The organism is Microbispora amethystogenes (genome assembly GCF_016863015.1).
Classification (GTDB): Bacteria; Actinomycetota; Actinomycetes; order Streptosporangiales; family Streptosporangiaceae; genus Microbispora; species Microbispora amethystogenes.
Genome location: NZ_BOOB01000052.1, coordinates 22,748 through 45,435, shown reverse-complemented (window position 1 = coordinate 45,435; position 22,688 = coordinate 22,748). Strand labels below are relative to the sequence as shown.

General features: G+C 71.0%; 24 protein-coding genes, 2 tRNA genes and 1 pseudogene. 10 read left to right on the top strand and 17 right to left on the bottom strand.

Features of this window, described 5'->3' with window-relative positions:
* Positions 1 to 4 precede the first annotated feature (4 nt).
* Positions 5 to 1,018 carry a glutamine synthetase gene (gene glnII, locus Mam01_RS30090; RefSeq protein ID WP_111697347.1) on the bottom strand — a complete coding sequence of 338 codons (1,014 nt, stop codon included), beginning with the start codon at positions 1,016 to 1,018 and terminating at the stop codon, positions 5 to 7.
* A 222-nt stretch (positions 1,019 to 1,240) separates the two neighbouring features.
* Here glnII and Mam01_RS30085 point away from each other — a divergent pair, with 222 nt between their 5' ends.
* Positions 1,241 to 1,834: a hypothetical protein gene (locus tag Mam01_RS30085; RefSeq protein WP_204288584.1), complete on the top strand. Its 594-nt coding sequence runs from the start codon at positions 1,241 to 1,243 to the stop codon at positions 1,832 to 1,834.
* A gap of 99 nt (positions 1,835 to 1,933) precedes the next feature.
* Here Mam01_RS30085 and Mam01_RS30080 read toward each other — a convergent pair whose 3' ends face one another.
* A complete protein-coding gene (locus Mam01_RS30080) occupies positions 1,934 to 2,734 on the bottom strand; it encodes a DUF72 domain-containing protein (protein ID WP_204288583.1) in 801 nt (266 codons plus the stop codon).
* Between the two features lie 220 nt (positions 2,735 to 2,954).
* On the opposite strand from Mam01_RS30080, the gene Mam01_RS30075 reads away from it, so the two are divergent.
* From Mam01_RS30075 to Mam01_RS30055, 5 genes are all read left to right on the top strand, one after another.
* Entirely contained in the window at positions 2,955 to 3,500 is a 546-nt protein-coding gene (locus Mam01_RS30075) for a type 1 glutamine amidotransferase domain-containing protein (RefSeq protein WP_204288582.1), read from the top strand.
* A 91-nt stretch (positions 3,501 to 3,591) separates the two neighbouring features.
* Complete coding sequence (locus Mam01_RS30070; RefSeq protein ID WP_204288581.1) at positions 3,592 to 4,470, top strand: sugar kinase; 879 nt, start codon at positions 3,592 to 3,594, stop codon at positions 4,468 to 4,470.
* A 61-nt stretch (positions 4,471 to 4,531) separates the two neighbouring features.
* Complete coding sequence (locus Mam01_RS30065) at positions 4,532 to 5,338, top strand: SAM-dependent methyltransferase (protein WP_204288580.1); 807 nt, start codon at positions 4,532 to 4,534, stop codon at positions 5,336 to 5,338.
* A gap of 105 nt (positions 5,339 to 5,443) precedes the next feature.
* Complete coding sequence (locus tag Mam01_RS30060) at positions 5,444 to 6,367, top strand: phosphotransferase (RefSeq protein ID WP_204288579.1); 924 nt, start codon at positions 5,444 to 5,446, stop codon at positions 6,365 to 6,367.
* 10 nt (positions 6,368 to 6,377) lie between these two features.
* Positions 6,378 to 7,925, top strand: a complete 1,548-nt coding sequence (locus tag Mam01_RS30055; protein ID WP_204288578.1) for an amino acid permease — start codon at positions 6,378 to 6,380, stop codon at positions 7,923 to 7,925.
* A 9-nt stretch (positions 7,926 to 7,934) separates the two neighbouring features.
* On the opposite strand, the gene Mam01_RS30050 is transcribed toward Mam01_RS30055, so the two are convergent.
* The 3 genes from Mam01_RS30050 to Mam01_RS30040 form a co-directional block, all read right to left on the bottom strand.
* Positions 7,935 to 8,399: a hypothetical protein gene (locus Mam01_RS30050; protein WP_204288577.1), complete on the bottom strand. Its 465-nt coding sequence runs from the start codon at positions 8,397 to 8,399 to the stop codon at positions 7,935 to 7,937.
* Between the two features lie 82 nt (positions 8,400 to 8,481).
* Positions 8,482 to 9,117 carry a lipoyl(octanoyl) transferase LipB gene (lipB, locus tag Mam01_RS30045; protein ID WP_204288576.1) on the bottom strand — a complete coding sequence of 212 codons (636 nt, stop codon included), beginning with the start codon at positions 9,115 to 9,117 and terminating at the stop codon, positions 8,482 to 8,484.
* Positions 9,118 to 9,189: 72 nt separating this feature from the next.
* Positions 9,190 to 9,405, bottom strand: coding sequence for a PspC domain-containing protein (locus tag Mam01_RS30040; protein ID WP_204288575.1), 216 nt, complete (start codon positions 9,403 to 9,405; stop codon positions 9,190 to 9,192).
* Positions 9,406 to 9,588: 183 nt separating this feature from the next.
* On the opposite strand from Mam01_RS30040, the gene Mam01_RS30035 reads away from it, so the two are divergent.
* Both Mam01_RS30035 and rho read left to right on the top strand, forming a co-directional pair.
* The gene (locus tag Mam01_RS30035) at positions 9,589 to 10,167 is read left to right on the top strand and encodes an LURP-one-related family protein (protein WP_204288574.1); all 579 of its coding nucleotides are present in this window, start codon (positions 9,589 to 9,591) and stop codon (positions 10,165 to 10,167) included.
* Between the two features lie 343 nt (positions 10,168 to 10,510).
* A pseudogene (gene rho / locus Mam01_RS30030) lies at positions 10,511 to 11,584 on the top strand (transcription termination factor Rho); the annotation flags it as partial.
* Here rho and Mam01_RS30025 read toward each other — a convergent pair.
* The 4 genes from Mam01_RS30025 to deoC are packed head-to-tail and all read right to left on the bottom strand — an operon-like array spanning position 11,581 to position 15,053.
* Entirely contained in the window at positions 11,581 to 12,456 is an 876-nt protein-coding gene (locus Mam01_RS30025; protein ID WP_204288572.1) for an aldehyde dehydrogenase family protein, read from the bottom strand. The pseudogene rho and the gene Mam01_RS30025 sit on opposite strands and share 4 nt — an antisense overlap.
* Positions 12,449 to 12,688 (bottom strand): hypothetical protein, encoded by a 240-nt coding sequence (locus Mam01_RS30020; protein WP_204288571.1) that lies wholly within the window; start codon positions 12,686 to 12,688, stop codon positions 12,449 to 12,451. Before Mam01_RS30020 ends, Mam01_RS30025 begins: the two co-directional genes overlap by 8 nt.
* Positions 12,678 to 14,105 carry an aldehyde dehydrogenase family protein gene (locus tag Mam01_RS30015; protein WP_204288570.1) on the bottom strand — a complete coding sequence of 476 codons (1,428 nt, stop codon included), beginning with the start codon at positions 14,103 to 14,105 and terminating at the stop codon, positions 12,678 to 12,680. The genes Mam01_RS30020 and Mam01_RS30015 overlap by 11 nt, the downstream gene beginning before the upstream one ends.
* 9 nt (positions 14,106 to 14,114) lie before the next feature.
* A complete protein-coding gene (deoC, locus tag Mam01_RS30010; RefSeq protein ID WP_204288569.1) occupies positions 14,115 to 15,053 on the bottom strand; it encodes a deoxyribose-phosphate aldolase in 939 nt (312 codons plus the stop codon).
* Positions 15,054 to 15,269: 216 nt separating this feature from the next.
* Here deoC and Mam01_RS30005 point away from each other — a divergent pair, with 216 nt between their 5' ends.
* A complete protein-coding gene (locus tag Mam01_RS30005; RefSeq protein ID WP_191910293.1) occupies positions 15,270 to 15,431 on the top strand; it encodes a hypothetical protein in 162 nt (53 codons plus the stop codon).
* Positions 15,432 to 15,540: 109 nt separating this feature from the next.
* Positions 15,541 to 18,435, top strand: coding sequence for an ATP-binding protein (locus tag Mam01_RS37450; RefSeq protein WP_275409105.1), 2,895 nt, complete (start codon positions 15,541 to 15,543; stop codon positions 18,433 to 18,435).
* Here Mam01_RS37450 and Mam01_RS29995 read toward each other — a convergent pair.
* The 8 genes from Mam01_RS29995 to Mam01_RS29960 form a co-directional block, all read right to left on the bottom strand.
* Positions 18,432 to 19,001, bottom strand: coding sequence for a TMEM165/GDT1 family protein (locus Mam01_RS29995; RefSeq protein ID WP_204288567.1), 570 nt, complete (start codon positions 18,999 to 19,001; stop codon positions 18,432 to 18,434). The genes Mam01_RS37450 and Mam01_RS29995 overlap by 4 nt on opposite strands.
* Before the next feature lie 208 nt (positions 19,002 to 19,209).
* Positions 19,210 to 20,262, bottom strand: a complete 1,053-nt coding sequence (locus Mam01_RS29990; RefSeq protein WP_204288566.1) for a UDP-N-acetylmuramate dehydrogenase — start codon at positions 20,260 to 20,262, stop codon at positions 19,210 to 19,212.
* A 90-nt stretch (positions 20,263 to 20,352) separates the two neighbouring features.
* Positions 20,353 to 20,766: a hypothetical protein gene (locus Mam01_RS29985; RefSeq protein WP_204288565.1), complete on the bottom strand. Its 414-nt coding sequence runs from the start codon at positions 20,764 to 20,766 to the stop codon at positions 20,353 to 20,355.
* Positions 20,767 to 20,845: 79 nt separating this feature from the next.
* Positions 20,846 to 21,274, bottom strand: a complete 429-nt coding sequence (locus Mam01_RS29980; protein ID WP_150936095.1) for a MaoC family dehydratase — start codon at positions 21,272 to 21,274, stop codon at positions 20,846 to 20,848.
* 1 nt (position 21,275) lies between these two features.
* Complete coding sequence (locus Mam01_RS29975) at positions 21,276 to 21,725, bottom strand: MaoC family dehydratase N-terminal domain-containing protein (protein WP_150936094.1); 450 nt, start codon at positions 21,723 to 21,725, stop codon at positions 21,276 to 21,278.
* A gap of 347 nt (positions 21,726 to 22,072) precedes the next feature.
* Complete coding sequence (rpmG, locus tag Mam01_RS29970; RefSeq protein ID WP_036325591.1) at positions 22,073 to 22,237, bottom strand: 50S ribosomal protein L33; 165 nt, start codon at positions 22,235 to 22,237, stop codon at positions 22,073 to 22,075.
* 79 nt (positions 22,238 to 22,316) lie between these two features.
* Positions 22,317 to 22,390 (bottom strand) — tRNA-Met (locus tag Mam01_RS29965).
* Positions 22,391 to 22,571: 181 nt separating this feature from the next.
* Positions 22,572 to 22,644: transfer RNA gene (locus Mam01_RS29960), tRNA-Thr, on the bottom strand.
* Positions 22,645 to 22,688: the final 44 nt, after the last annotated feature.

Here is a 22,688-nt window from a genome sequence, read left to right as displayed (position 1 = left end):
CGGATCAGACCTGGCCGGCCTTCTCCAGGGCGGAGCAGCAGGTGTCGGTGATCAGGCGGGTGACCAGGTAGGGGTCGACGTTGGCGTTGGGGCGCCGGTCCTCGATGTAACCGCACTTGTCGACCTCGACCTGCCACGGGATGCGGACCGACGCGCCGCGGTCGGAGACGCCGTAGCTGAACTTGTCCCACGGAGCGGTCTCGTGGTGGCCGGTCAGCCGGTCCTCGATGCCGTGGCCGTAGTGCTTGACGTGCTCCACCGCGTTGTCGGCCAGGGCCTCGCAGGCGGTGATGATCGGCTCGTAGCCCTCACGCATGGCCTTGGTGGAGAAGTTGGTGTGCGCGCCGGCGCCGTTCCAGTCGCCCTTGACCGGCTTGGGGTCGAGCGTCGCGGCGACGTCGAACTCCTCGGCGGTGCGGTAGAGCAGCCAGCGGGCGACCCACATGTGGTCGCCGACCTCCAGCGGACCCCCCGGACCCACCTGGAACTCCCACTGGCCGGGCATGACCTCGGCGTTGATGCCGGAGATCTTCAGGCCGGCGGCGAGGCAGCGGTCGAGGTGCAGCTCGACGATGTCGCGGCCGAAGACCTCGTCGGCGCCGACGCCGCAGTAGTAACCGCCCTGCGGGGCCGGGAAGCCGCCCAGCGGGAAGCCGAGCGGGCGGCCCTCCTTGAAGAAGGTGTACTCCTGCTCGATGCCGAACCACGGCTCCTGCGCGGCGAACCGCTCGTCCACCTCGGCGAGCGCGGCGCGGGTGTTGGTGGCGTGCGGAGTCATGTCGGTGTGCAGGACCTCGCACATGACCAGAACGTGGTCGCCGCCGCGGATCGGGTCCGGGCAGATGAAGACGGGCTTGAGCACCAGGTCGGAGGAGTGACCGGTGGCCTGGTTGGTGCTGGACCCGTCGAAGCCCCACAGCCCCGGCTCGGCGCCGTCGGCGAGGACCTTCGTCTTGGAACGGAGCTTCGCGGTCGGCTCCGTGCCGTCGATCCAGATGTACTCGGCCTTGTAGGTCACGTCGATCCCTTTCGAAGCGAGGCGGCCTGGCGTTCGTCCGCCACGCTTGAGAGTGCCGTTCTGGCATTTCGTAACCTTTGCCCGTTTGTAACCAGGGTGTTAACGCGTGTTCTTTGCTTGACAAACCGCTGCCCCGTTGTGACCGGGAGCACATGATCCGCGCCTTTGGGGGCAGACGGAGACCGTCCACGAATCGCACACCGCACCAGGGAGTGAGGGCAGATGGTCTTACTGGGCCTGCTTCTGGTTTTGGTCGCGGCGGCGGCGGTGATCGAGGTGTCGGTCAACGACACCGCGAACACCCTGCCGGTCACGATCCTTGACCGCACCTTCAACCTCAGCCCGTTCGAGTTCTTCATCGCCGGCGTGGTGACCGCCGCCGTGTTCGTCGTCGGTCTGATGCTCATCACCGGCGGCCTGCGCCGCGGGGCCGTCAGGCGGCGCAAGGCGCGCGAGGCGCGCCTCGCCGAGCGGGACCGCGTGTCCCGCCTGGAGGCCGAGAAGCGCGAGCTGGAGCGCCGCCTCCAGTCGTCTCCCGCCACCGAGGCCGAGGCCGAGCGGGACGGCGTCGCTCCGGTTACCGCGGCCTACCCCAAGGTCGACCGGGACCGGGACGGCGTCGACGACAGGGTCGAGGACCGTGCCGCCGAGCGCGCTGCCGACCGTGCCGCCGACCGTGCCGAGATCCGCGCCGAGGACCGAGCGCGGGACAGGGCGGGGGACACCGCACCGCACCGCTACTCCGTGCCCCGGCAGTCGTCGCCGGACCAGCTGGTCGCGGGTGGCCGGCACGCGAGCGACGACCGGCGCGCCTGACCGGCGTGCCCGACCAGGCGTGCCCGACCAGGCGTGACCGGGCAGCGTGACCGGGCAGTGTGCCCGGGCGGCGGCCCGCCCCCTCAGCGGGAGACACACCTATGAGGGGGCGGGCTGCAGCCGGTTCCGCTGCCGGTGGGCCTCGCCGCCCAGACCCGCCGGAGGCCGCACCCTGGTCACCTCCCGCCCCCGCGCGCAGGCGATCTCCGCGAAGGTGACGGCGTTGCGTACGGCGGCGCCGCCCGGATCGTTGTTGAAGTAGACGTAGGCGTCCGGCACGTCGCCCAGCCGGTCGACCCAGCTGGTCAGCGCACGCCGCCCGTACGCCGGCCAGGGGTCGGCCCGGCCCTCGTGGAAGCGCAGGTAGACCCAGCTCGTGGTGCGCCACAGGGGCCCCGCCGGCCGTCCGAGCCGGTCGGCCCAGCACAGGGCGGCCCCGAACTCCGTCAGCAGATCGCGGATCTCGGCGGTCCACCACGAGGCGTGCCGCGGCTCCACCGCGACCCGCACCGAGGACGGGAACCGGGCCAGGCAGGCCCGCAGCCGTACGGCGTCGGCCTGCAGGGTCGGCGGCAACTGGAGCAGGATGGGCCCCAGCTTGGGGCCGAGGCCCTCGGCCACGCCCATCAGCCGGTCCACCGGCTCCTCCGGGTCCTTCAGCCGCTTGATGTGGGTGAGGAAGCGGCTGGCCTTGACGGCCATGACGAAGTCCGCCGGGGTGCGCTCCCGCCACGACTCGAACGTCTCCCGTTTCGGCAGCCGGTAGAAGGCGTTGTTGTTCTCGACCGTGGCGAAGATCTCGCCGTACCTCTCCAGCCACAGCCGCTGCGGCACTCCCCCGTAGACGAGGTCACGCCAGTCGGCGTACTGCCATCCGGAGGTCCCCACCAGCACGGGCATGTCCGGTTCCTACCCCGCGAACGGCATAGATCGCAGATCACCGGGCACGCGTCGTCACGACCGACTGAAAAACCCCCAGCGAGCCGGAGGGGCGCGCCGCCGATCTGGACTGAGGAGCGAGGAACGAGCGACGAGGGAAGCGCTCATGGCGCGCCTCCGGCACGACCGGCCGGAACGTGAGCGCCCCGATGAGCGAAGCGGGAAACACAGAAGGAGCACGATGATTCAGGGCAGGACGATCGCATTTCTCGTGGCCCCGGAGGGGATCGAGCAGGTCGAGCTCACCGAGCCGTGGAAGGCCGTCGAGCAGGCGGGCGGCACGCCGAAGCTGATCTCCACCGAGCGGGGCCGGGTGCAGGCGTTCAACCACCTCGACAAGGCCGACACCTTCCCCGTGGACGCGGTGGCGGGCGACGTCTCGGCGTCCGACTTCGACGGGCTGGTCCTCCCCGGCGGAGTCGCCAACCCCGACTTCCTGCGCATGCAGCCGGAAGCCGTACGGTTCGTCAAGGAGTTCTTCGACGCGGGCAAGCCCGTCGCGGCCATCTGCCACGCGCCGTGGACGCTGGTGGAGGCCGACGTGGTGCGCGAGCGCACGCTCACCTCGTGGCCGAGCCTGCGGACCGACCTGCGCAACGCCGGGGCGACCTGGGTGGACAAGGAGGTCGTGGTCTGCACCGGCGGCCCGAACACGCTGGTGACCAGCCGCAAGCCGGACGACCTCAAGGCGTTCTGCCAGGCCGCCGTGGAAGCGTTCGGCGGCTGAGCCCGCGCACGGCGCGGATCGTTCCAGAAGCACTTTCCGAGCGGATCACGGTCTGCCATGCTTTTCCGGTGCTACCCCGTGGACACACTGCATGACCGAGGTCTTCACGCTCGGAGAGGCGCTGGCCGTCGTCTCGGCCGACCGGCTGCGCCATGACATGGGCACCCGCCTCGACGTGGAGGGACCCGAGCTGACGACGGCGGTCGGCCTGGCCCGGCTCGACCACTCGGTGAGCTGGCTGGGCCGGGTCAGCGCCGACGAGCTCGGCGTCCGCACGCTGACCGTCCTGCGCGGCGAGGGCGTGGACGTCTCGGCCGTACGGGTCGACCCGACGGCCTCCACCGGCCTCGTCGTACGCCAGCGGCGCATCGGGCGGTCGTCGCACGCGGCGTACTACCGAGGCGGGTCGGCGGGCTCGCGCCTGACGACCGGCGACGTGCCCGGCGAGGCCGTCCAGTCGGCCCGGATCCTGCACGTCACCGGCGTCACCGTCGGGCTGAGCGGCTACGCCTACAGCGCCGTCCACCACGCGGCGAAACTCGCCAAGGACGCCGGCGTGCTCGTCTCCGTCGACGTCAACCACCGCCCGCACCTGTGGGACAGCGTGGAGGAGGCGCGACAGGGCCTGACCGAGCTGGCCGCCTGCGCCGACGTGCTCTTCGCGACCCAGGACGAGCTCGGGCTCGTGGAGCCGGCGCTCGCGTCGGTCCCCGAGCTGGTCGTGACCCGGGGCGCCAAGGGCGCCAGCGCCACCGTGGAGGGCCTGCGTTACGACACCCAGGCCGCCCCCGTGACGTCCGTCGACCCCGCCGAGGTCGGCGGCGCGTTCGTGGCGGGCTACCTCAGCGCGATCCTCGACGAACTCCACCCCTCTGACCGGCTCAAGCGCGGCATCTCCGTGGCCGCCTTCGCCGTGGCCAGCCCCAGCTCGTGGCAGGGCCTCCCCACCCGCGGCGAGCTTCCGCCGTAAAGGTCCGCAATATCCTGATCAAGCCCGGTACCATCCGTGATGTACGACGAGGAGGGGTGCCGTGGACGAGCAGAGGGCACCGGCGGGCGTTGATCCGTTCGCACCCAGTGTCGCCCGGATGTACGACTACTACCTGGGCGGCAAGGACAACTTCGCGGTGGACCGCGAGGCCGCCCAGAAGATCATCGAGATCCTGCCCAACCTTCCGGACATCGCCCGGGAGAACCGCGAGTTCCTGGTCCGGACCGTGACGTACCTCTCCCGGCAGGGCATCCGGCAGTTCCTCGACATCGGCGCCGGGCTTCCCACGCAGCGCAACGTCCACCAGGTCGCCCAGGAAATGGCTCCCGAGTCGCGCGTCGTCTACGTGGACAACGACCCCATCGTCCTGGTCCACGCCCGGGCGATCCTCGCCGAGAACGAGCGGGTGATCGCGGTCGGCGCGGACATGCGGGATCCCGAGGCGCTCCTGGCCGATCCGGAGGTCACCGCGCACCTCGACTTCTCCGAGCCGCTCGCCGTCCTCCTGCTCGGGGTGCTGCACTTCGTCCCCGACGACGACGAGGCCCTGAAGATCGTCTCAGCGCTCCGGGCCCCGCTGGCGCCGGGCGGCTACCTGGTGGTCTCGCACGGCTCGCTCGGCGAACTGAGCGAGAGCCAGGAGGAGGAGGGCCGCAAGGTCTTCAGCCGCACCTCCGTCCCCGGCACCACCTCCCGGTCGCGGGACCAGGTCCTCGCCTTCTTCGACGGCCTCGACCTGGTCGAGCCGGGGGTGGTGCCGCTGCAGGACTGGCGGCCCGACGCCGAGTACCTCTCTGTACGGGAGGGTAAGGCCGGCGCGCTCGGCGGCGTCGGCCGCGTGCGCTGATCACCTCGCCGCGAGGCGCGGGACGTTGCGACATTGGTACCGTCCCGTAACACCCCGCCCGGAGAATCAGAGCAATGGTCTGAAGGCAGACCAAAGGAGCCGGGCATGCCAGATCCTGTCGGTGACGTGCGTGATGTCGTCACGGGCTGGGCCGGACGGCCGCTGACCTTCACCCCGATCACGGGCGGGCTCAGCCACCACGTCGCCAGGATCGACAGCGCGGGCGGCGACCGCTGGATCCTGCGGGTGCTCGATCCGCGCATCACCGAGGCGGGTCTCGGCATCCCGCTCGACCAGGAGATCGCCAACACGGTCGCCGCGGCGGCGGCCGGCGTCGGCCCCCGGGTCGTGCACGTGCTGCCGGGCGCCCTCGTCCTGGAGTACGTCGAGGGCGTCACCCTCGACGTCCCGGCCGTGGCGGCGCGGATCGAGGAGGTGGCGGCCGCCTGCCGCCGCCTGCACGCCGGGCCCCGGTTCGCCAACGACTTCTCCATCTTCGGCACGCTCCGCGACTACCTGGCCCGGTGCCGGGCCCACGACCTGGCGCTGCCGGCCGGGTTCGAGGACGTGCTGCCGCTGGCGCACGACATCGAGGCGGCGTTCGCCCGCCGCCCGCTGCCGTCCGTCCCCTGCCACAACGACCTGATCTGCGGCAACCTCATCGCCACGAGCGGCGGCGTCCGCATCGTGGACTACCAGCTGTCCGGCAACAACGACCCCTGCTTCGAACTGGGCGACATCGCCGCCGAGGCCGGTTTCGACCCCGGCCAGGTCGTACGGCTCACACGGGCCTACTTCGGCGACGACGAGCACGTCCCCCGCGTACGACTGAACCTGATCATGGCCAACCTCACCTGGGCGCTGTGGTTCGTCGTCCACCGGGGGCTGGTCCGCGACCGCGCCCTGCCCGCCCTGGACTACGACGCGGAGGCGGCCGAGAAGTTCGCCCGCGCCGTACGGGACCTGGCGGACCCCTGCTTCGGCCGGCTGACCGACGAGGTCAGCGGCCGGATATCCCGCACCGGTTAGAGGAGGCCTCATGGCGCACACCCTCGACGACGACGCCCAACGACTCGCGGAACTCGGCTACAAGCAGGAACTGGCCCGCACCTGGAGCGGGTTCTCCAACTTCGCGATCTCCTTCTCCATCATCTCGATCCTGGCCGGCTGCTTCACCACCTTCAGCCAGGCCTGGAACAACGGCGGGCCCCTGGCGATCTCCGTCGGCTGGCCGCTGATCTCGGCGTTCATCCTGATCATCGGCTTCTGCATGGCGGAGCTGGTCTCCGCGTACCCCACGGCGGGCGGCATCTACTGGTGGGCCGCCAAGCTCGGCAGGCCGGTCCACGGCTGGTTCACCGGCTGGCTGAACCTGATCGGGCTGATCGCGGTCACGGCGTCGGTCGACTACGGCTGCGCGACGTTCCTCAACATCGTGGTCGGCCGGTTCAGCGACTCCTGGGCGAACGGCAACGCGCTGCACCAGACCTTCCTGCTGTTCGCGATCGTCCTGGTGCTGCACGCGCTGATCAACATCTTCAGCCACCGGCTGATCTCGCTGCTGCAGAACATCTCGGTGTGGTGGCACGTGTTCGGCGCGGCGGCCGTCGTGCTGATCCTGGTCTTCGGCCCGTCGAAGCACCAGAGCGTGGGCTTCCTGTTCGAGACGTTCAACCACTCCGGCTTCGGCGACGGCGACTCCGGGCCCGCCTTCTGGCTGTACGTGCTGCCGCTGGGCTTCCTGCTCACGCAGTACACGATCACCGGCTTCGACGCCTGCGCGCACGTGTCGGAGGAGACGCACGGCGCGGCCCGCGCGGCGGCCAAGGGCCTGTGGCAGTCGATCTTCTACTCCGCGATCGGCGGCTGGATCCTGCTGCTGGCCTTCCTGTTCGCCGCCACGAACGTGGAGGCCGTCGACGCCGAGGGCGGCTTCGTCGGGGCCATCTTCACCTCGTCGCTGTCGTCCACCCTCGCCACGGTCGTCTTCGGCATCTCCACGATCGGGCAGTTCTTCTGCGGGATGAGCTGCGTGACCTCGATGTCCCGGATGACGTACGCCTTCTCCCGCGACGGCGCGGTGCCGGGCTGGCGGCTGTGGTCCAAGGTCGACCGCAACCGCACGCCGGTCAACGCGATCATCGGCGGCTGCGCCGTCGCGCTGCTGATCACCCTGCCCGCGTTGTACGCCCCCGAGGGCTCCGCGACGCCGGTGGCGTTCCTGGCCGTGGTGTCCATCGCGGTCATCGGGCTCTACCTCGCGTTCCTCATCCCGATCTGGCTGCGGCTGCGCGCGGGCGACGCCTTCCAGACCGGCCCGTGGACGCTGGGCCGCAAATACAAGGTGCTCTGCTGGATCGCGGTGATCGAGATCGCGATCATCTCGGTCTACTTCGTGCTGCCCATCTCACCCGCGGGCGTGCCCGGCAACGCCGATTTCACCTGGACGTCGGTCAACTACGCCCCCCTCGCCGTAGGCGCCGTGCTCGTCGGCATCGCCCTGTGGTGGCGCCTGTCGGCCAGGCACTGGTTCACCGGCCCCCGCCGCACCGTCGACGACGTGGACCAGCCCGAACCGGTCGCCTGATCCCGGCTTTCAGGTGGGCTCACCCAGCTGTTCGGCCAGCCGGTCCAGGCCGCCCCTGATGAGCCGCCCGTATCCGTCGTCGCCGAGCGCGCCGATCTCGGCCCGCGCCTTCTGGAGGTGCTCCCGGGCGCGGCCGAGATCGTCCAGCTTGCGGTAGCACTCGGCCAGGTTCAGGTGCAGCGACGGATACAGGCCGGCCACCGAGAGCGGCACGCCGGCCTCGGCGACCCGCTCGTCGGTGACGAGATCGGCGGCGGCCAGCGCGCGCAGATCCCACATCAGCTCCTGCCGAACGTCGTCCTGCACGTCGGCCATCGAGTGGGCGAGGACGCAGACGTGCAGCGGGTCGCCCTGCTCACCGCCGATGTCATCCCAGATCTGCGCGAACAGGTCGCGAGCGGCGTCACGCTGACCTTGGCCGTGATGCAACTCCACCGCCTGGCCGATCCGGGTCATCGTCGGGTCGGTGGTCATGGGCGGCACCTCTCACCGTCGCGAATGATCGCGGTCAGCGTAGCGCCCGGGGCTTCCGGCCGCAGGTCACGAGGGGCGGAGCTCAGGAGGATTCGAAGGCGGTGGCGACGGCCCGGCGGGTCTCCTCCATGGAGGCCCGGCCGAGCTCGTGGGCGACCGACGTCATCTCCACGTCCGGCATGCCGCAGGGGATCGCGAGGTTCCACGGCGTGAGGTCGCCCTCCACGTTGAGGGCGAAGCCGTGGCTCGTGACCGCCCGGCTCGCCCGCATGCCGATGGACACGATCTTGCGGCCGGTGTCCCTGGTCCACACGCCCGTAAGCAGTTCCGACCCCGGCGGGGTGTCGCGCCGCTCGGCGTGGACGCCGAGGGCGGCCAGCGCCTCCACCAGGCGCAGTTCGACCTCGCGGATGTAGTCGACCACGCCCTCGCCGGTGTCCAGCTTCACGACCAGGTAGCCCACGAGCTGCCCGGGGCCGTGGTAGGTGAGCTGGCCGCCGCGGCCGGTCGGCACCACGGGGATGCCGGCCGCCGGGTCGGGGAGGTGGGACTCCAGTGTGCGCTTGCCGACGGTGAAGACCGGCGGATGACTCAGCAGCCACAGTGTGTCGGGCCGCGCGTCGTCCTGCCGTTCCTCGACCAGGGCGGCCATGCGTTCCATGGCCTTCTCGTAGTCGACCAGGTCGTCCTGGATCAGCGTCAGGGGCCGTCGCCGCATCATCGCTCACCTCTCCCGATGTGAGCATATTCCGATGTGAGCCATAGACGCGCCCGCGCGGCCCCCCGCCGCCTACCTGCGGCCGTACGAGTAGTCGTAGCCCGGCGCGGACGCGGCCGGGGCCTTGGGGAAGATGATCCACATGATGATGTAGGCCACGAACTGGGGGCCGGGCAGGAGGCAGGACAACAGGAACAACACGCGGATGACGGTCGGCGAGGTGCCCCACCGCTCCGCGAGCCCCCCGCAGACACCGGCGATCATCTTGTGCTGTCTCGATCGGTACATCGTCGGTTCCTTTCGTCACCCGGTACAACGGACCGTTCAACACGTCAGGTTCCGCCAGGGACCCTGATAAAACCCTGACTCTCCCTGAGGCGTCCCTGATTTGGCGATTCCGGGGTCCGCGCCGGTGATCTTCTCGTGGAAGGGGGCATATAGGGAGCCAAAAGACCGTCGTGGGAGTTACACATGGACATAGCGACCCTGCAGGGGCAGACCCGGCTGTACCTGCGGCAGAAGATCACCATGATGGTGAACAGGTACGTCGTCCATGTGGCCGGTCCCGGCGGTTCCGAGGGCGAGCTGGTGGGCTTCGCCGAGCAGAAGCGGATGGCGCTCAAGGAGCAGGTGACGCTCTACACCGACGAGTCGCGTGAGACGGTCCTCGCCGGTTTCAAGGCGCGCAAGGTGCTCGACATCGCCGGCGAGTACGACGTCGTGGACCACACCGGAGCCTCGATCGGCACCTTCCGGAAGAACTTCGGCCAGTCGCTGCTCCGCTCGACCTGGCACCTCCAGCAGCCCGGCCTGCCGACGCTGACCGGGCACGAGCGGAACTTCGTGGTCGCGCTGCTCCGCCGCTTCGCCGACTCGCTGGAGTGGCTGCCGTACCACTTCGACTTCAGCATCGGCGCCTCGATCGCGTTCTCGGTCGACCGCCGCTGGGGCCTGCGCGACCGGTACGCCATCGAGATCCACGACCCGCGCCTCGACCGCCGCCTGGTCATCGCCATGGCCGTGGCCCTCGACGCGCTCCAATCCAGGTGAGGGAATCCCCGGAACGGCAGCGACTGTTATAGTCGACGGGTAGCCGTATGGTTCTGGCTCCGTTCGAGCCCATACGCGCTCCGCACATCTTCCGTCGGCGTCCAGCCGGCACGAGACCTCCCGCGCGATCCGTGATCTGACGGGCGACTCTCCGTCCTACCGGGCGCGGCGTCCCACGATCCGCTTCCAGCGGACAACCCCATGATTCGTGCGTGTGAGTCCCGCGAGGACTCCGCACACCTCCACACCGAGGAGTCCTGTGACCCCCACCACTCTCACCGTTCCCAAGCCGCGCGTCTCCGCCCGTACGCGGCGGGCGCCGGCCGGGGACGGCCCCGCGACCGTCGCCACCGAGGTCGGCGGCCTGCTCGACTTCGCCGGCCGGAACGCCGTGATCCGGTCCCGCGGCTACCTGCCCGGGCCGAAGGACGTGGCCGTCCCGGCCGCGCTCATGGCGCGGTACGGCCTGCGCCGCGGCGACCTCGTCAGGGGCGCCGGGGAGAACGGCCGGCTCGCCTCCGTCGTCTCGCTGAACGGCGCCCCGGTCGACACCGGTGCGTCCAGGCCCGACTTCGCCGACCTCGTGCCGATCCATCCCGACGAGCGGCTGCGCCTGGAGACGACGCCGAACGTCCTGGCCACCCGCGTCATCGACCTGTTCGCCCCGGTCGGCAAGGGCCAGCGCGGCCTGATCGTCGCCCCGCCGAAGGCCGGCAAGACGATGTTCCTCAAGGCCGTCGCGAACGCGATCACGGCCAACCACCCCGAGTGTCACCTCATGGTCGTCCTGGTGGACGAGCGGCCCGAGGAGGTCACCGACATGCGCGAGTCGGTCCGGGCCGAGGTGGTCGCCTCGACCTTCGACCGCCCGCCGCTGGACCACATCGTGGCGGCCGAGCTGGCCGTCGAGCGGGCCAAGCGGCTGGTGGAGACCGGCCGGGACGTGGTCGTGCTCATCGACTCGATCACCCGCCTCGGCCGGGCGTACAACATGGCCGCGCCGAGCGGCGGGCGGGTGCTCACCGGCGGCATGGACGCGCGGGCCCTGCACCAGCCCAAGAAGGTGCTCGGCGCCGCCCGCAACATTCAGGACGGCGGCTCGCTGACGATCCTCGCGACCGCGCTGGTCGAGACGGGCTCGAAGATGGACGACAACCTCTTCGAGGAGTTCAAGAGCACCGGCAACATGGAGCTCAAACTGAGCCGGAGCCTCGCCGACCGCCGCGTCTTCCCCGCCGTCGACGTCGTCGCGTCCGGCACCCGCCGGGAGGAGCTGCTGCTCGACGCCGCCGAACTGCCGCTGATCTGGCGGCTGCGGCGGGCGTTGCAGGACCAGGAGTCGTTCGAGCGCTTCCTCGGCTCGCTGAAGAACACCGGCTCGAACGCCGAACTCCTCCTGGCCCTGTCGAGGGGTTAGACGCCGATGGGGTGCCAGACGGTCTTGGTCTCCAGGAACGCCGACATCCGCTCGATGCCGGGGTCGGCGAGCCAGTCCACGCGGCCGGCCGGGGGCCGGAGCACCCGCTTGAGGTTCTCGGCGGCGAGTTCCTCGCACGTGACGGCGAGTTCGGGGTCCGCACCCGTCAGGTCGATGCCGTTGACGTCCATGTGGCCCGCGAGCCAGGGAGCGATCTCGGCGGCCGAGCCGGTGAGGATGTTCACCACCCCGCCCGGCAGGTCGGAGGTCGCCAGCACCTCGGCCAGCGTGATCGCCGGCAGCGGCGCCCGCTCGGAGGCCACGACCACGCACGTGTTCCCGGTCACGATCACCGGCGCGATCACGCTGACCAGGCCCAGCAGCGGGCCCATCGGCGGGGCGACCACGGCCACCACGCCGGTCGGCTCCGGGCTCGACAGGTTGAAGTACGGCCCGGCGACGGGGTTGGCCGACCCCAGGACCGCCCCGATCTTGTCGGACCAGCCCGCGTACCAGACCAGCCGGTCGACCGCCGCGTCCACCAGCTCGCCGGCCTTCTTCGCGGAGACGCCGTCGGCGTCGACGACCTCGGCGGCGAACTGCGCGCGCCTGCCCTCCAGCATCTCGGCGATCCGATACAGGATCTGGCCCCTGTTGTACGCCGTGGCGCCCGACCACCCGGAGAACGCCTTCCTGGCGGCCGAGACGGCGTCCCTGGCGTCCTTGCGCGAGGCCCTGGCGGCGTTGGCGAGGAAGTCTCCCTTGGAGGAGGTCACGGCATACGACCTTCCGCTCTCCGAACGCGGGAACGCGCCGCCGACGAACAGCTTGTACGTCTTGCGCACGGCCAGCCGCGCGGCCTGCTCACTCATCGAAGGTTCCAATCTCGAGCGGACGGGCGGGCTGGTAGGTCTGGCCGCACCGGCACACGCCGCCACGGTGCGCGAACCACCCGTGCCGTACGGCGAAGCGGCGGGAGCGGCGGCCCCGGGAGAAGCCCTCGCCGGCTCCCGCGTCGGCCCGGCGGGCCAGGCGGCGGCGACGTCCGTCGTCGCAGCGGGCGTGCGGCCTGGCCTCATGACGGTCGCATCGGTCATACCGCAAGGTAGGCCTCCAGACCGTGCCGCCCGCCCTCGCGGCCGTACCCCGACTCCTTGAAGCCGCCGAACGGCGAGGCGGGGTCGAACCGGTTGAACGTGTTGGACCAGACGACGCCCGCCCGCAGCCGGGACGCCGCCCACAGCATGAGCGAGCCCTTCTCGGTCCACACGCCCGCCGACAGCCCGTACGGCGTGTTGTTGGCCTTCTCCACCGCCTCTGCGGGGGTGCGGAACGTCAGCACCGACAGCACCGGACCGAAGATCTCCTCGCGGGCGATCCGGTGCGACTGGGCGACGCCGGTGAACAGGGTCGGCGGGAACCAGTATCCGCGGTCCGGGATCGGGCAGGAGGGCGACCAGCGCTCGGCGCCCTCCGCCTCCCCGGCCTCCGAGAGCTCGCGGATCTTGGCGAGCTGCTCGGCCGAGTTGATCGCGCCGATGTCGGTGTTCTTGTCCAGCGGGTCGCCGAGCCTGAGCGTGCCGAGGCGCCGCTTGAGCGCCTCCAGCAGGTCGGCGGCGACCGACTCCTGCACCAGCAGCCGCGACCCGGCGCAGCAGACGTGGCCCTGGTTGAAGAAGATGCCGTTGACGACCCCCTCGACGGCCTGGTCGATCGGGGCGTCCTCGAACACGATGTTGGCGGCCTTGCCGCCGAGTTCCAGCGTGAGCTTCTTGCGGGTGCCCGCGAGGCTCCTCGCGATGTGGCGGCCGACCTCGGTGGAGCCGGTGAAGGCGACCTTGTCCACGCCGGGGTGGGCGACGAGCGCGGCGCCGGTCTCGCCCGCGCCGGTGACGATGTTGACGACCCCCGGCGGCAGGTCGGCCTGCCGGCAGATCTCGGCGAAGGCGAGCGCGGTCAGCGGCGTCGTCTCGGCGGGCTTGAGCACGACCGTGTTGCCGCAGGCCAGCGCGGGCGCGATCTTCCAGGCCAGCATGAGCAGGGGGAAGTTCCACGGGATGACCTGCCCGGCCACCCCCAGCGGCCGCGGGTTCTCACCGAACCCGGCGTACGCCAGCTTGTCGGCCCATCCGGCGTAGTAGAAGAAGTGGGCGGCGACCAGCGGGAGGTCCACGTCGCGCGACTCACGGATCGGCTTGCCGTTGTCGAGCGTCTCCAGCACGGCCAGCTCACGCGCCCGCTCCTGGATGATCCGGGCGATCCGGAACAGGTACTTGGCCCGCTCGGCCCCGGGCATGCCCGACCAGGCGGGAAACGCCTTGGCGGCGGCCTGCACGGCGCGGTCGACGTCGGCCTCCCCCGCCCACGCGACTTCCGCGAGCACCTCCTCGGTGGCCGGGTTGACGGTCTTGTGGCGCTCCTCGCCCTGCGGCTCGACCCACTCGCCGTTGATGAAAAGGCCGTACGACGGCCGGATGTCGACGATGTCCCGCGACTCGGGCGCGGGTGCGTATTCGAACATGACTCAGCCTCAGTCGAGCGTGAAGTAGTCGGGACCCGCGTACCGGCCGGTGGCCATCTTCTGCCGCTGCATGAGCAGGTCGTTCAGCAGCGAGGAGGCGCCCAGGCGGAACCAGTCGGGGTGCAGCCAGTCGGGCCCCGCGGTCTCGTTGACGAGCACCAGATACTTGATCGCGTCCTTGGTGGTGCGGATGCCGCCCGCGGGCTTCACACCCACCTGACGGCCGGTCGCGGCGCGGAAGTCGCGCACGGCCTCCAGCATCACGAGCGTCACCGGGAGGGTCGCGGCCGGCGACACCTTGCCGGTCGAGGTCTTGATGAAATCGCCTCCGGCGATCATCGCCAGCCAGGAGGCCCGCCGCACGTTGTCGTACGTCGCGAGCTCACCGGTCTCCAGGATCACCTTCAGATGGGTGTCGCCGCAGGCCTTCTTGATGGCGACGATCTCCTCGTACACCTTGAGGTAGTCGCCGGCGAGGAACGCGCCGCGGTCGATGACCATGTCGATCTCGGACGCGCCCGCGGCCACCGCGAGGGAGGTCTCGGTGACCTTCACCTCCAGGGAGGACCGTCCGCTGGGGAACGACGTGGCGACCGACGCCACCTTCACCCCCGAGCCGGTGAGGGCGGACACGGCCGTCGCGACCAGGTCGGGGTAGACGCAGACCGCGGCGACCGGCGGCACGGAGGCGTCGCCGGGGTCGGGCCGCATGGCCTTGGCGCACATCGCCCTGACCTTGCCGGGGGTGTCGGCGCCCTCCAGAGTCGTCAGGTCGACCATTCCGATGGCCATGTCGACGGCCTGTTTCTTGGCGGTCGTCTTGATCGATCGCGTGCCCAGCATCGCGGCGCGGGCGTCCGCGCCGACCCGGTCGACCCCGGGAAGGCCGTGCAGGAACGCCCGCAGCGTCGAATTTGAGGAGGCGACCTCCGCGAGCGGAGTAGTCATAGTTGGCACGGAACCAGCATCGCCGACCACGGCGAATGATTCCAAACCCGGGGACCCAGGTGTTCCTAAGGCATCGCCTTAGCCGCCTTAGACGGCGTAGGCCACCGGCCGCACACGAGCCGGCCGAGAGATAGGACATCCGCCCGATGTGGCGGGGGGCGTCTTAGACCGAACCTTGAGGTGTACGGAAAGAAGCCTCGAACAAGGAGACCCGCGATGGGGCCGGAACTGCACTACCAGATCATGATCAACCGGGCCGCCGAGCTCCAGGAGGAGGCCGCCTCGCACCGGCGTGCCCGCCAGGCGCTGGCCGGCCTCAAGGCGCAGCAGCGCGCCCGCCGCCTGCGCGGGACGTTCGGCAAGCTCCGCAACTCGTGACCCGCGTACGAAGGCCCGGCCGGACCCTCCCTCCCGGCCGGGCTTGCCAGCCCCCGTAGGGCAAAAAAGCAGGCGAAGCCAGACAAAGGGTCATGACATGCTTTACGACATGACACGCCGGGCGGTTAGCCCCGTCTTCGTGGGGCGGGACGCGGAGCTGGAGACCCTCGCCGAGGCCTACGACCAGGCCCGCAAGCAGGCCACCGCGGCGGTGTTGATCGGCGGCGAGGCAGGGGTGGGGAAGACCCGCCTCGCCGGCCGGTTCGCGGAGGAGGCCGCGGAGGACGGCGCCCACGTGCTCGTCGGGGGCTGCGTGGAGCTGTCCGCCGAGGGTCTCGCGTACGCCCCGTTCACCGCCGCGCTGCGCCAGCTGGTCAGGGAGTCCGGGGCCGCCGAGGTCACCGCGCTGCTGCCGGACGGCGCCGGCCGTGACCTGGCCAGGCTGCTGCCCGAGTTCGGCGAGCCGACCGGCGACGGGGAGACGGAGTCGGCCCGCGCCCGGCTGTTCGAGCTGATCCTCACGCTGCTGGAACGGCTCGCCGAGCGGCGGCCGGTCGTCCTCATCATCGAGGACGTCCACTGGGCCGACCGCTCCAGCCGCGACCTGATCGCCTTCCTCAGCCGCAACCTGAGGACGGCCCCCGTCCTGATGGTCATGACGTACCGGTCGGACGAGCTGCACCGCACCCATCCCCTGCGGCCCGTGCTGGCCGAGCTGGGCCGGGTCGACGGGGTGGTGCGCCTCGACCTGCCGCGCTTCACCCAGGACGAGGTCGCCGCGCAGATGGCCGGGATCCTCGGCGTCACCCCCGCGTTCGCCAGGGTCGACCGGGTCTTCGAGCGCAGCGGCGGCATCCCGCTGTTCGTGGAGGCGCTGCTCGACTGCGGCGAGGAGTGTTCCTTCCCCGACTCGCTGCACGACCTCATCATCGGGTCGGTGGAACGCCTGCCGGAGGAGAGCCAGCGGGTGCTCCGCATCGCCGCCGCCGGGGGCGTCCGGGTGGGACACGCCCTGCTCGCGGCGGTGAGCGGGCTCTCGGACGTGGACCTCGAGGACGCGCTGCGGCCGGCCATCGCCGCCAACGTGCTGCAGGTCGCCGACGGCGGGGCGTACGCCTTCCGGCACGCCCTGATCCGCGAGGCGGTGCACGACGAGCTGCTCCCGGGCGAGCACGCCCGCATGCACGCGCGGTACGCCGAGGAGATCGACCGCGACCGCACGCTGGTGCCCCCGGGCCGGGCGGCCATCGAGATCGCCCACCACTGGTACTCCGCCCGCGACGACCGGTGGGCGCTGATCTCCGCCTGGGAGGCCGCGGAGAAGGCGGCCAAGTCGTTCGCCTACACCGAGCAGATCCAGCTGCTCGAACGCGTGCTGACGCTGTGGGACAAGGTGCCGGGCGCCGCCGGCCACATCGGCCAGGACCACTGCACGGTGCTCGAACGGGCCTCGGAGGCGGCGTACGTCAGCGGCGACATGGAGCAGAGCCTCAAGTATGTGCGCGGCGCGCTGTCCGAGCTGGACGAACGGACCGCCCCGGAGCGGGTGGCCGAGCTGCTGGTCCGCATGGCGAACGTCAAGTCGCAGAAGGCCAAGCCCGGCAGCCTGGACGACCTGCGCCGCGCCGAGGGCCTGGTCCCGCTGCCCGGCGACACCCGCACGCTCGTGCTGACCCGGCTCGGCACGATGCTGATGTGCTCCGACCAGGTCGTCGAGGGCACGGCGGTCACGCAGGAGGCGCTGCGCACGGCCCGCGAGAAGGGGCACGAGGTGCAGGAGGCCGACCTGCTGATCAACCTCGCGCTCGGCCACTCCATCAACGGCGACCTGGAGACCACGTTCGCGCTCAACGAGCGGGCGCTGGCGATGGGCACCCGCCTGGACTCGCCCCGGATCATCCTGCGCGCCCTCGGCAACAACGTCGACGCCCTCGACAACCTCGGCCGCTCGGAGGAGGCGGTTCAGCTCGCCCTGGAGGGGGAGAAGCTCTCCCGCCGGTACGGCAGGTTCCGCCACCAGGGGGTGTTCATCGCCAACAACCGGGCGGAGGCGCTGGAGTCGCTCGGCCGGTGGGACGAGGCCATCGAGGTCATCGACCGGGCCATGACCATGGGCCCCACCATGCGCACCCGCTGGCACATGCTGCGCGTGCGGGCGGACATCGCGATCAGCCGGGGCGAGGAGGACCTGGCCCAGGACATCCTCTCCGAGGTCGGCGCCTTCTCCCCGCGCCGCGAGGAGCAGACGCAGGAGTGGACGAACAACACCCGCCTGGTGCTCGCCTTCCACCTGCTGCGCGGCGAGCCGCTCAAGGCGCTGGACCTCCTGGAGGCCGCGCTCGACCACCCGCCGCTGTCGCGCAAGGCGATGCTGGCCGGGCGGCTGCTGGCGTCGATCCGGTACGTCTGCGACGCCGCGGCGCCGGTCGCGCCCGAGCGGGTCGCGAAGGTGCGGGCGCAGGGCGACCGCCTGGCGGGGAACCTGGGCGACGGACCGGTGAACGAGGCGTTCGGCCTGGTCTACCGGGGAGAGTTCGACGCGGCGGCGCAGGCGTGGCGGCGGCTCCGCCGCCCGTACGTGCAGGCCAAGGCGCTGCTGCTCGCGGCGGTGGACGCCGCCGCGCGCGGCGACCGCGAGGGGGCCTCCGCGCGGCTGCACGAGGCCTGCCCGCTCGCCGTCGCGCTCCGCGCGACCCCGCTGGTCACCCAGATGGAGACGCTGGCCCGCCGCGTCGGCACGCCGCTCTCCAAGGCACCGCTGTCCGATCCCACGCCGTCGGCCGCTCCGCCGGTTAGGTCCGGACGGCAGGCCGACCTGACCCCCCGTGAGCTGGAGGTGCTCCGCCTGGTGGCCGCCGGGCGGAGCAACCGCGACATCGCGGCCGAGCTGTTCATCTCGGCCAAGACCGTCAGCGTCCACGTGTCGAACATCCTGCCGAAGCTGGGCGTGTCGACCCGGGGAGAGGCCGCCGCCGCGGCCCACCGCCTGTCTCTCCTGGACTAACCGAACAGGGGCTCCACCAGCAGCAGGACACCGAAGACGGCGAACGCCGCGGCGGCGCCGTATTTGATCCACTTTTCCGGCAGGCGGCTGCCGAGGAAGCGCCCGACGAGGATCGCCAGCGCGTCGGCCGCGACCATGCCGATGGTCGAGCCGACCCAGGTGCCGAACCAGCCGTGCTGGGTGGCCAGCGTGATGGTGGCGAGCATCGTCTTGTCGCCCAGCTCGCTGAGGAAGAACGCGACGGCGACGGCGACGAACGCGTTGCGGGTCGTCCTGGCCGCCTTGCCCTCCTCCTCCTCGCTGAGCTCGTCGCCGCGCAGCGTCCACAGCGCGAAGGCGAGGAACGCGACGCCCGCGACGATCGAGATGGCGGTGGTGGGGAGCGCGTCGCCGACGACCCTGCCGAGGGCGACGCTGCCGAGATGCACGACCGCGGTCGCGACGGTGATGCCGGCCAGCACCGGGAGCGTCTTGAACCGGGTGGCGAAGGTCAGGGCCATGAGCTGGCTCTTGTCGCCGAGCTCGGCCACGAAGATGACGACGAGGGAGATCCAGAGGGCTTGCACGGGTCGCCTTCCGAGGGGAGATGCGACCGGGCCGCCGTACGACACCCGGGGAGCGGGCACGACTTCGGCCCGGCAGCATGTGGTCATGACTGTCGGGCCGAAGGTCTCGTCCGCCACGAGGGCTCCACGACCGGGCGGGTGAACCGCCAGTGTGTCGATCAGTGGATTTCGGACTACTCCCCTTCGGTGTCCTCCCAGTCTAATCGACCTAAAGACTCGCTCCCACCAGCACGGGCTCGTTGACGAGCCACACGCCGAACTTCTCGTGCACGCCGTCGCGCACCTCGCGGGCCAGCGCGAGCAGCTCGCCCGCGCTCGCCTCCCCGGTGGGGTTGGTGAGGGCCAGCGTGTGTTTCGTGGAGATGCGGGCCCGGCCCTTCTCGTAGCCCTTGGGGAACCCGGCGTTCTCGATCAGCCACGCCGCCGGGACCTTCACCGAGCCGCCGGGCATGTCCCAGCGCGGATGGCCGGGGGCGCGACGCTCCAGGGCCGCCGCCTCGTCCGGGCCGAGCACGGGGTTGGTGAAGAAGGACCCCGCGCTGCGCGTGTCCGGGTCGCCGGGGTCGAGCACCATCCCCTTGCCGCGCCGCAACTCCAGCACCGCCTCGCGCGCCTCGGCCAGCGGCACCCGCTCGCCGATCTCCACCCCGAGCCGCGCGGCCAGTTCGCGGTACGCCACGGGCCCCGACAGCGCGGACCGCTCCAGGGCGTAGGTGACCGCCAGCACCACGTGCCGGTCGGGGTCCTGCTTGAAGGCGCTGTGCCGGTAGGCGAAACCGCACTCCGCCGCCGTGAGGTCGGCCACCTCGCCGGTCCTCCGGTCGTACACGCGGACGCCGGTGACGGTCTGCGAGACGTCCTGCCCGTACGCCCCGACGTTCTGGATCGGGGTGGAGCCCACCAGGCCGGGAATGCCCGACAGGCACTCGACCCCCGACAGACCCTCGGCGACGCACCGGGCGACCAGGGCGTCCCAGTCCTCCCCCGCCTGCGCGGTCACGAACACGCGCCCGTCCCCGTCCGGCGCCGACTCGACGCCCCGGGTGACGACGCGGACCACCAGCCCGCCGAACCCGTCGTCGCCGACGAGCAGGTTGCTGCCGCCGCCGAGCACCAGCACGGGTTCCTTGTCGCGGTCGGCCTCGGCCACCATCGCGACCAGGTCGCCGGTGGTGGCCGCCTCGGCGAACGCCCGGGCCGGGCCGCCCGTACGCAGGGTGGTGTACCGGGCGAGGGCCACCCCTGCCAGCCGGTCAGCCATTCGTCTCCTCAGCGCGTCCCCCCAGGCTGCGTAGAGGAACCCGGGGCCGTGTAGAGGAACAGGATAGCCACCCCGCCCCGGCCCTCCCTCTCACGGAGTGGGAGGGGCGTCCCGATCGGGTGGCGAGTCTGCGTCGGCGTCGGTGCCGGTCTCGACGCCGGTCTCGGCGATGGACCGGTCGATCCGGGAGGCGGCCGAACTGCCGTCCCACAGAAGCTGGGAGGCGACCATCGACGCCTCGCCCGACGGGGTCAGTGCCGTCTCGATCGTCCCTCCGGGGGCGACGTCCCGCTTGACCTCGGTGATCTGCTCGTGGCCCGCCGCCCGCGCGGCCTCCCGCGCGTTCCCCGCGCGGGGTGACGGCAGCCCACCCCCCTGGGCGTCCCCGGCCTTGCCCGGATCCTGCGTCTGCGTCGCCACGCCGGCGGTGTCGTCGTGCTCCCGCTGGGTCGTGACCGGCTCGTTGACGACGCCCTCGGTCTCTGAAGTGTCTCGCTCGCTCACGATCCGACCGCTACCCAGCACCGGCGCCGCCAAGCACCCTCATGGCCCGTCGTAGCCGGTCGCGGCTGATCGGGGCCGGTCAGGAGAGCTGGACCACCGCGCGGGCCTTGGACAGGACCCGGGAGTCGCCGGACCTCGCCGTGAGCGTGACCACGACGCGCTTGTCCTCGCGCTTCTCCTCCACGACCCCGCTGATCGTGATCGTCGCGCCGTTGTCGTCGTCGGGCACCACGACCATGGACGAGAAGCGGACGCCGTACTCGACCACCGCGCCGGGGTCGCCCGCCCAGTCGGTCACGAACCGGCCGCCCTGCGCCATCGTGTACATGCCGTGCGCGATGACGTCGGGCAGGCCGACCGCCTTCGCGTAACGCTCGTTCCAGTGGATGGGGTTGAAGTCGCCCGAGGCCCCGGCGTACCGCACCAGGTCGACCCGGCGGACCCGGTACTCGGCGGCCGGGATCTCCTGGCCGGCCTCCACGTCGTCGTACTTGACCGTCGCCGCCATGTCAGGCCGCCCCTCCGCGCTCCACGATGATGTTGAAGGTCCGGCAGACCAGCTCGCCGGAGGTGGTGTGCACGTCGCTGCGCACGGTCAGGAACTCGTTGCGGCCGACGCTGCGGATCTCCGCGATGGTCGAGGCGCACACGAGCTCGTCGCCCGCCTGGATGGGCCGCTCGTACTCGAACCGCTGCTCGCCGTGCACGACCATGGAGAAGTCGAGCCCCAGCTCGGGGTCGGTGAGCGCGTCGCCGGTGCCGAGGAGGCTGAACACGATCGGGAAGGTCGGCGGCGCCACGACGTCCGGGTGCCCGGCCGCCACGGCGGCCTGCCGGTCGTGGTAGATCGGGTTGTCGTCGCCGATCGCGGTGGCGAACTCGCTGATCTTGACGCGGCTGACCTCGTAGGGCGCGGACGCCTGGTACGTCCGCCCGACGAAGTCGCGATTCAGAGGCATCGGCCGTGCTCCTTAGAGAATGAGCTCCCCGGGGGATGAGCGGGTGACCGTACGCTAGCAACACCCGATCCGGCCCGCCGTCACCGCCGCACCGAAGCAGAGACCGGCAGCGCGAGCACCGAGACAGCAGCGCCGACACGAAAACCGGCGCCTCCGCGAGGGAGACGCCGGTCATACGTGATCCATGGCCCGCTGCCGACGGCCTGGAGTGCCGAGGCCCGGGACAGCGTGGGGCCGTGTTCGTGCCGGAGTGACACCGATGCCCCGGAGCGACGCTCCTGGAGGACGCCGGGAAGCCGGCCGCCGCGTTCGCGGCGCGGAATCACACGCGCCGGACCACGCTACGGTCAGCGGGTCTCGCGGTGCGCCCGGTGCGTCTTGCAGTTGGGGCAGTACTTCTTCAGCTCAAGCCGATCCGGGTCGTTGCGCCGGTTCTTCCGCGTGATGTAGTTGCGGTGCTTGCACTCCTGGCAGGCCAGCGTGATCTTCGGCCTAACGTCTGTGGCAGCCACGTGGGAGTGCCTTTCTGCGTTTGGGACTACTGGACAACCCAGGCCGGGGTCGCCTTCGTGAGGTGACCCGGCAGGGTAGTAGCGGAGGCCGGACTTGAACCGGCGACACAGCGATTATGAGCCGCTTGCTCTGCCTGACTGAGCTACTCCGCCTCGGCCGGAGAAACCGCACCCGGCCACGCAAGGATACCCGACCCGTACGGCTCTTCGCGCATCGGGATCAGCCGTGATCGGGATCGGTCAGCCGGTGGGGAAGAGGCACCCCCACCAAGCCGAAAGCCCCACCCGGCAACGCTCCCAGAGGAACACCGCTCAGATAGGACTTTCCGGCCAGAGCCCCCAAACGGAATCGAACCGTTGACCTTCTCCTTACCATGGAGACGCTCTGCCGACTGAGCTATAGGGGCGGGCCCGGCTGCGCTCTCGCGCCTCGCGGACAGGTGTAACCATA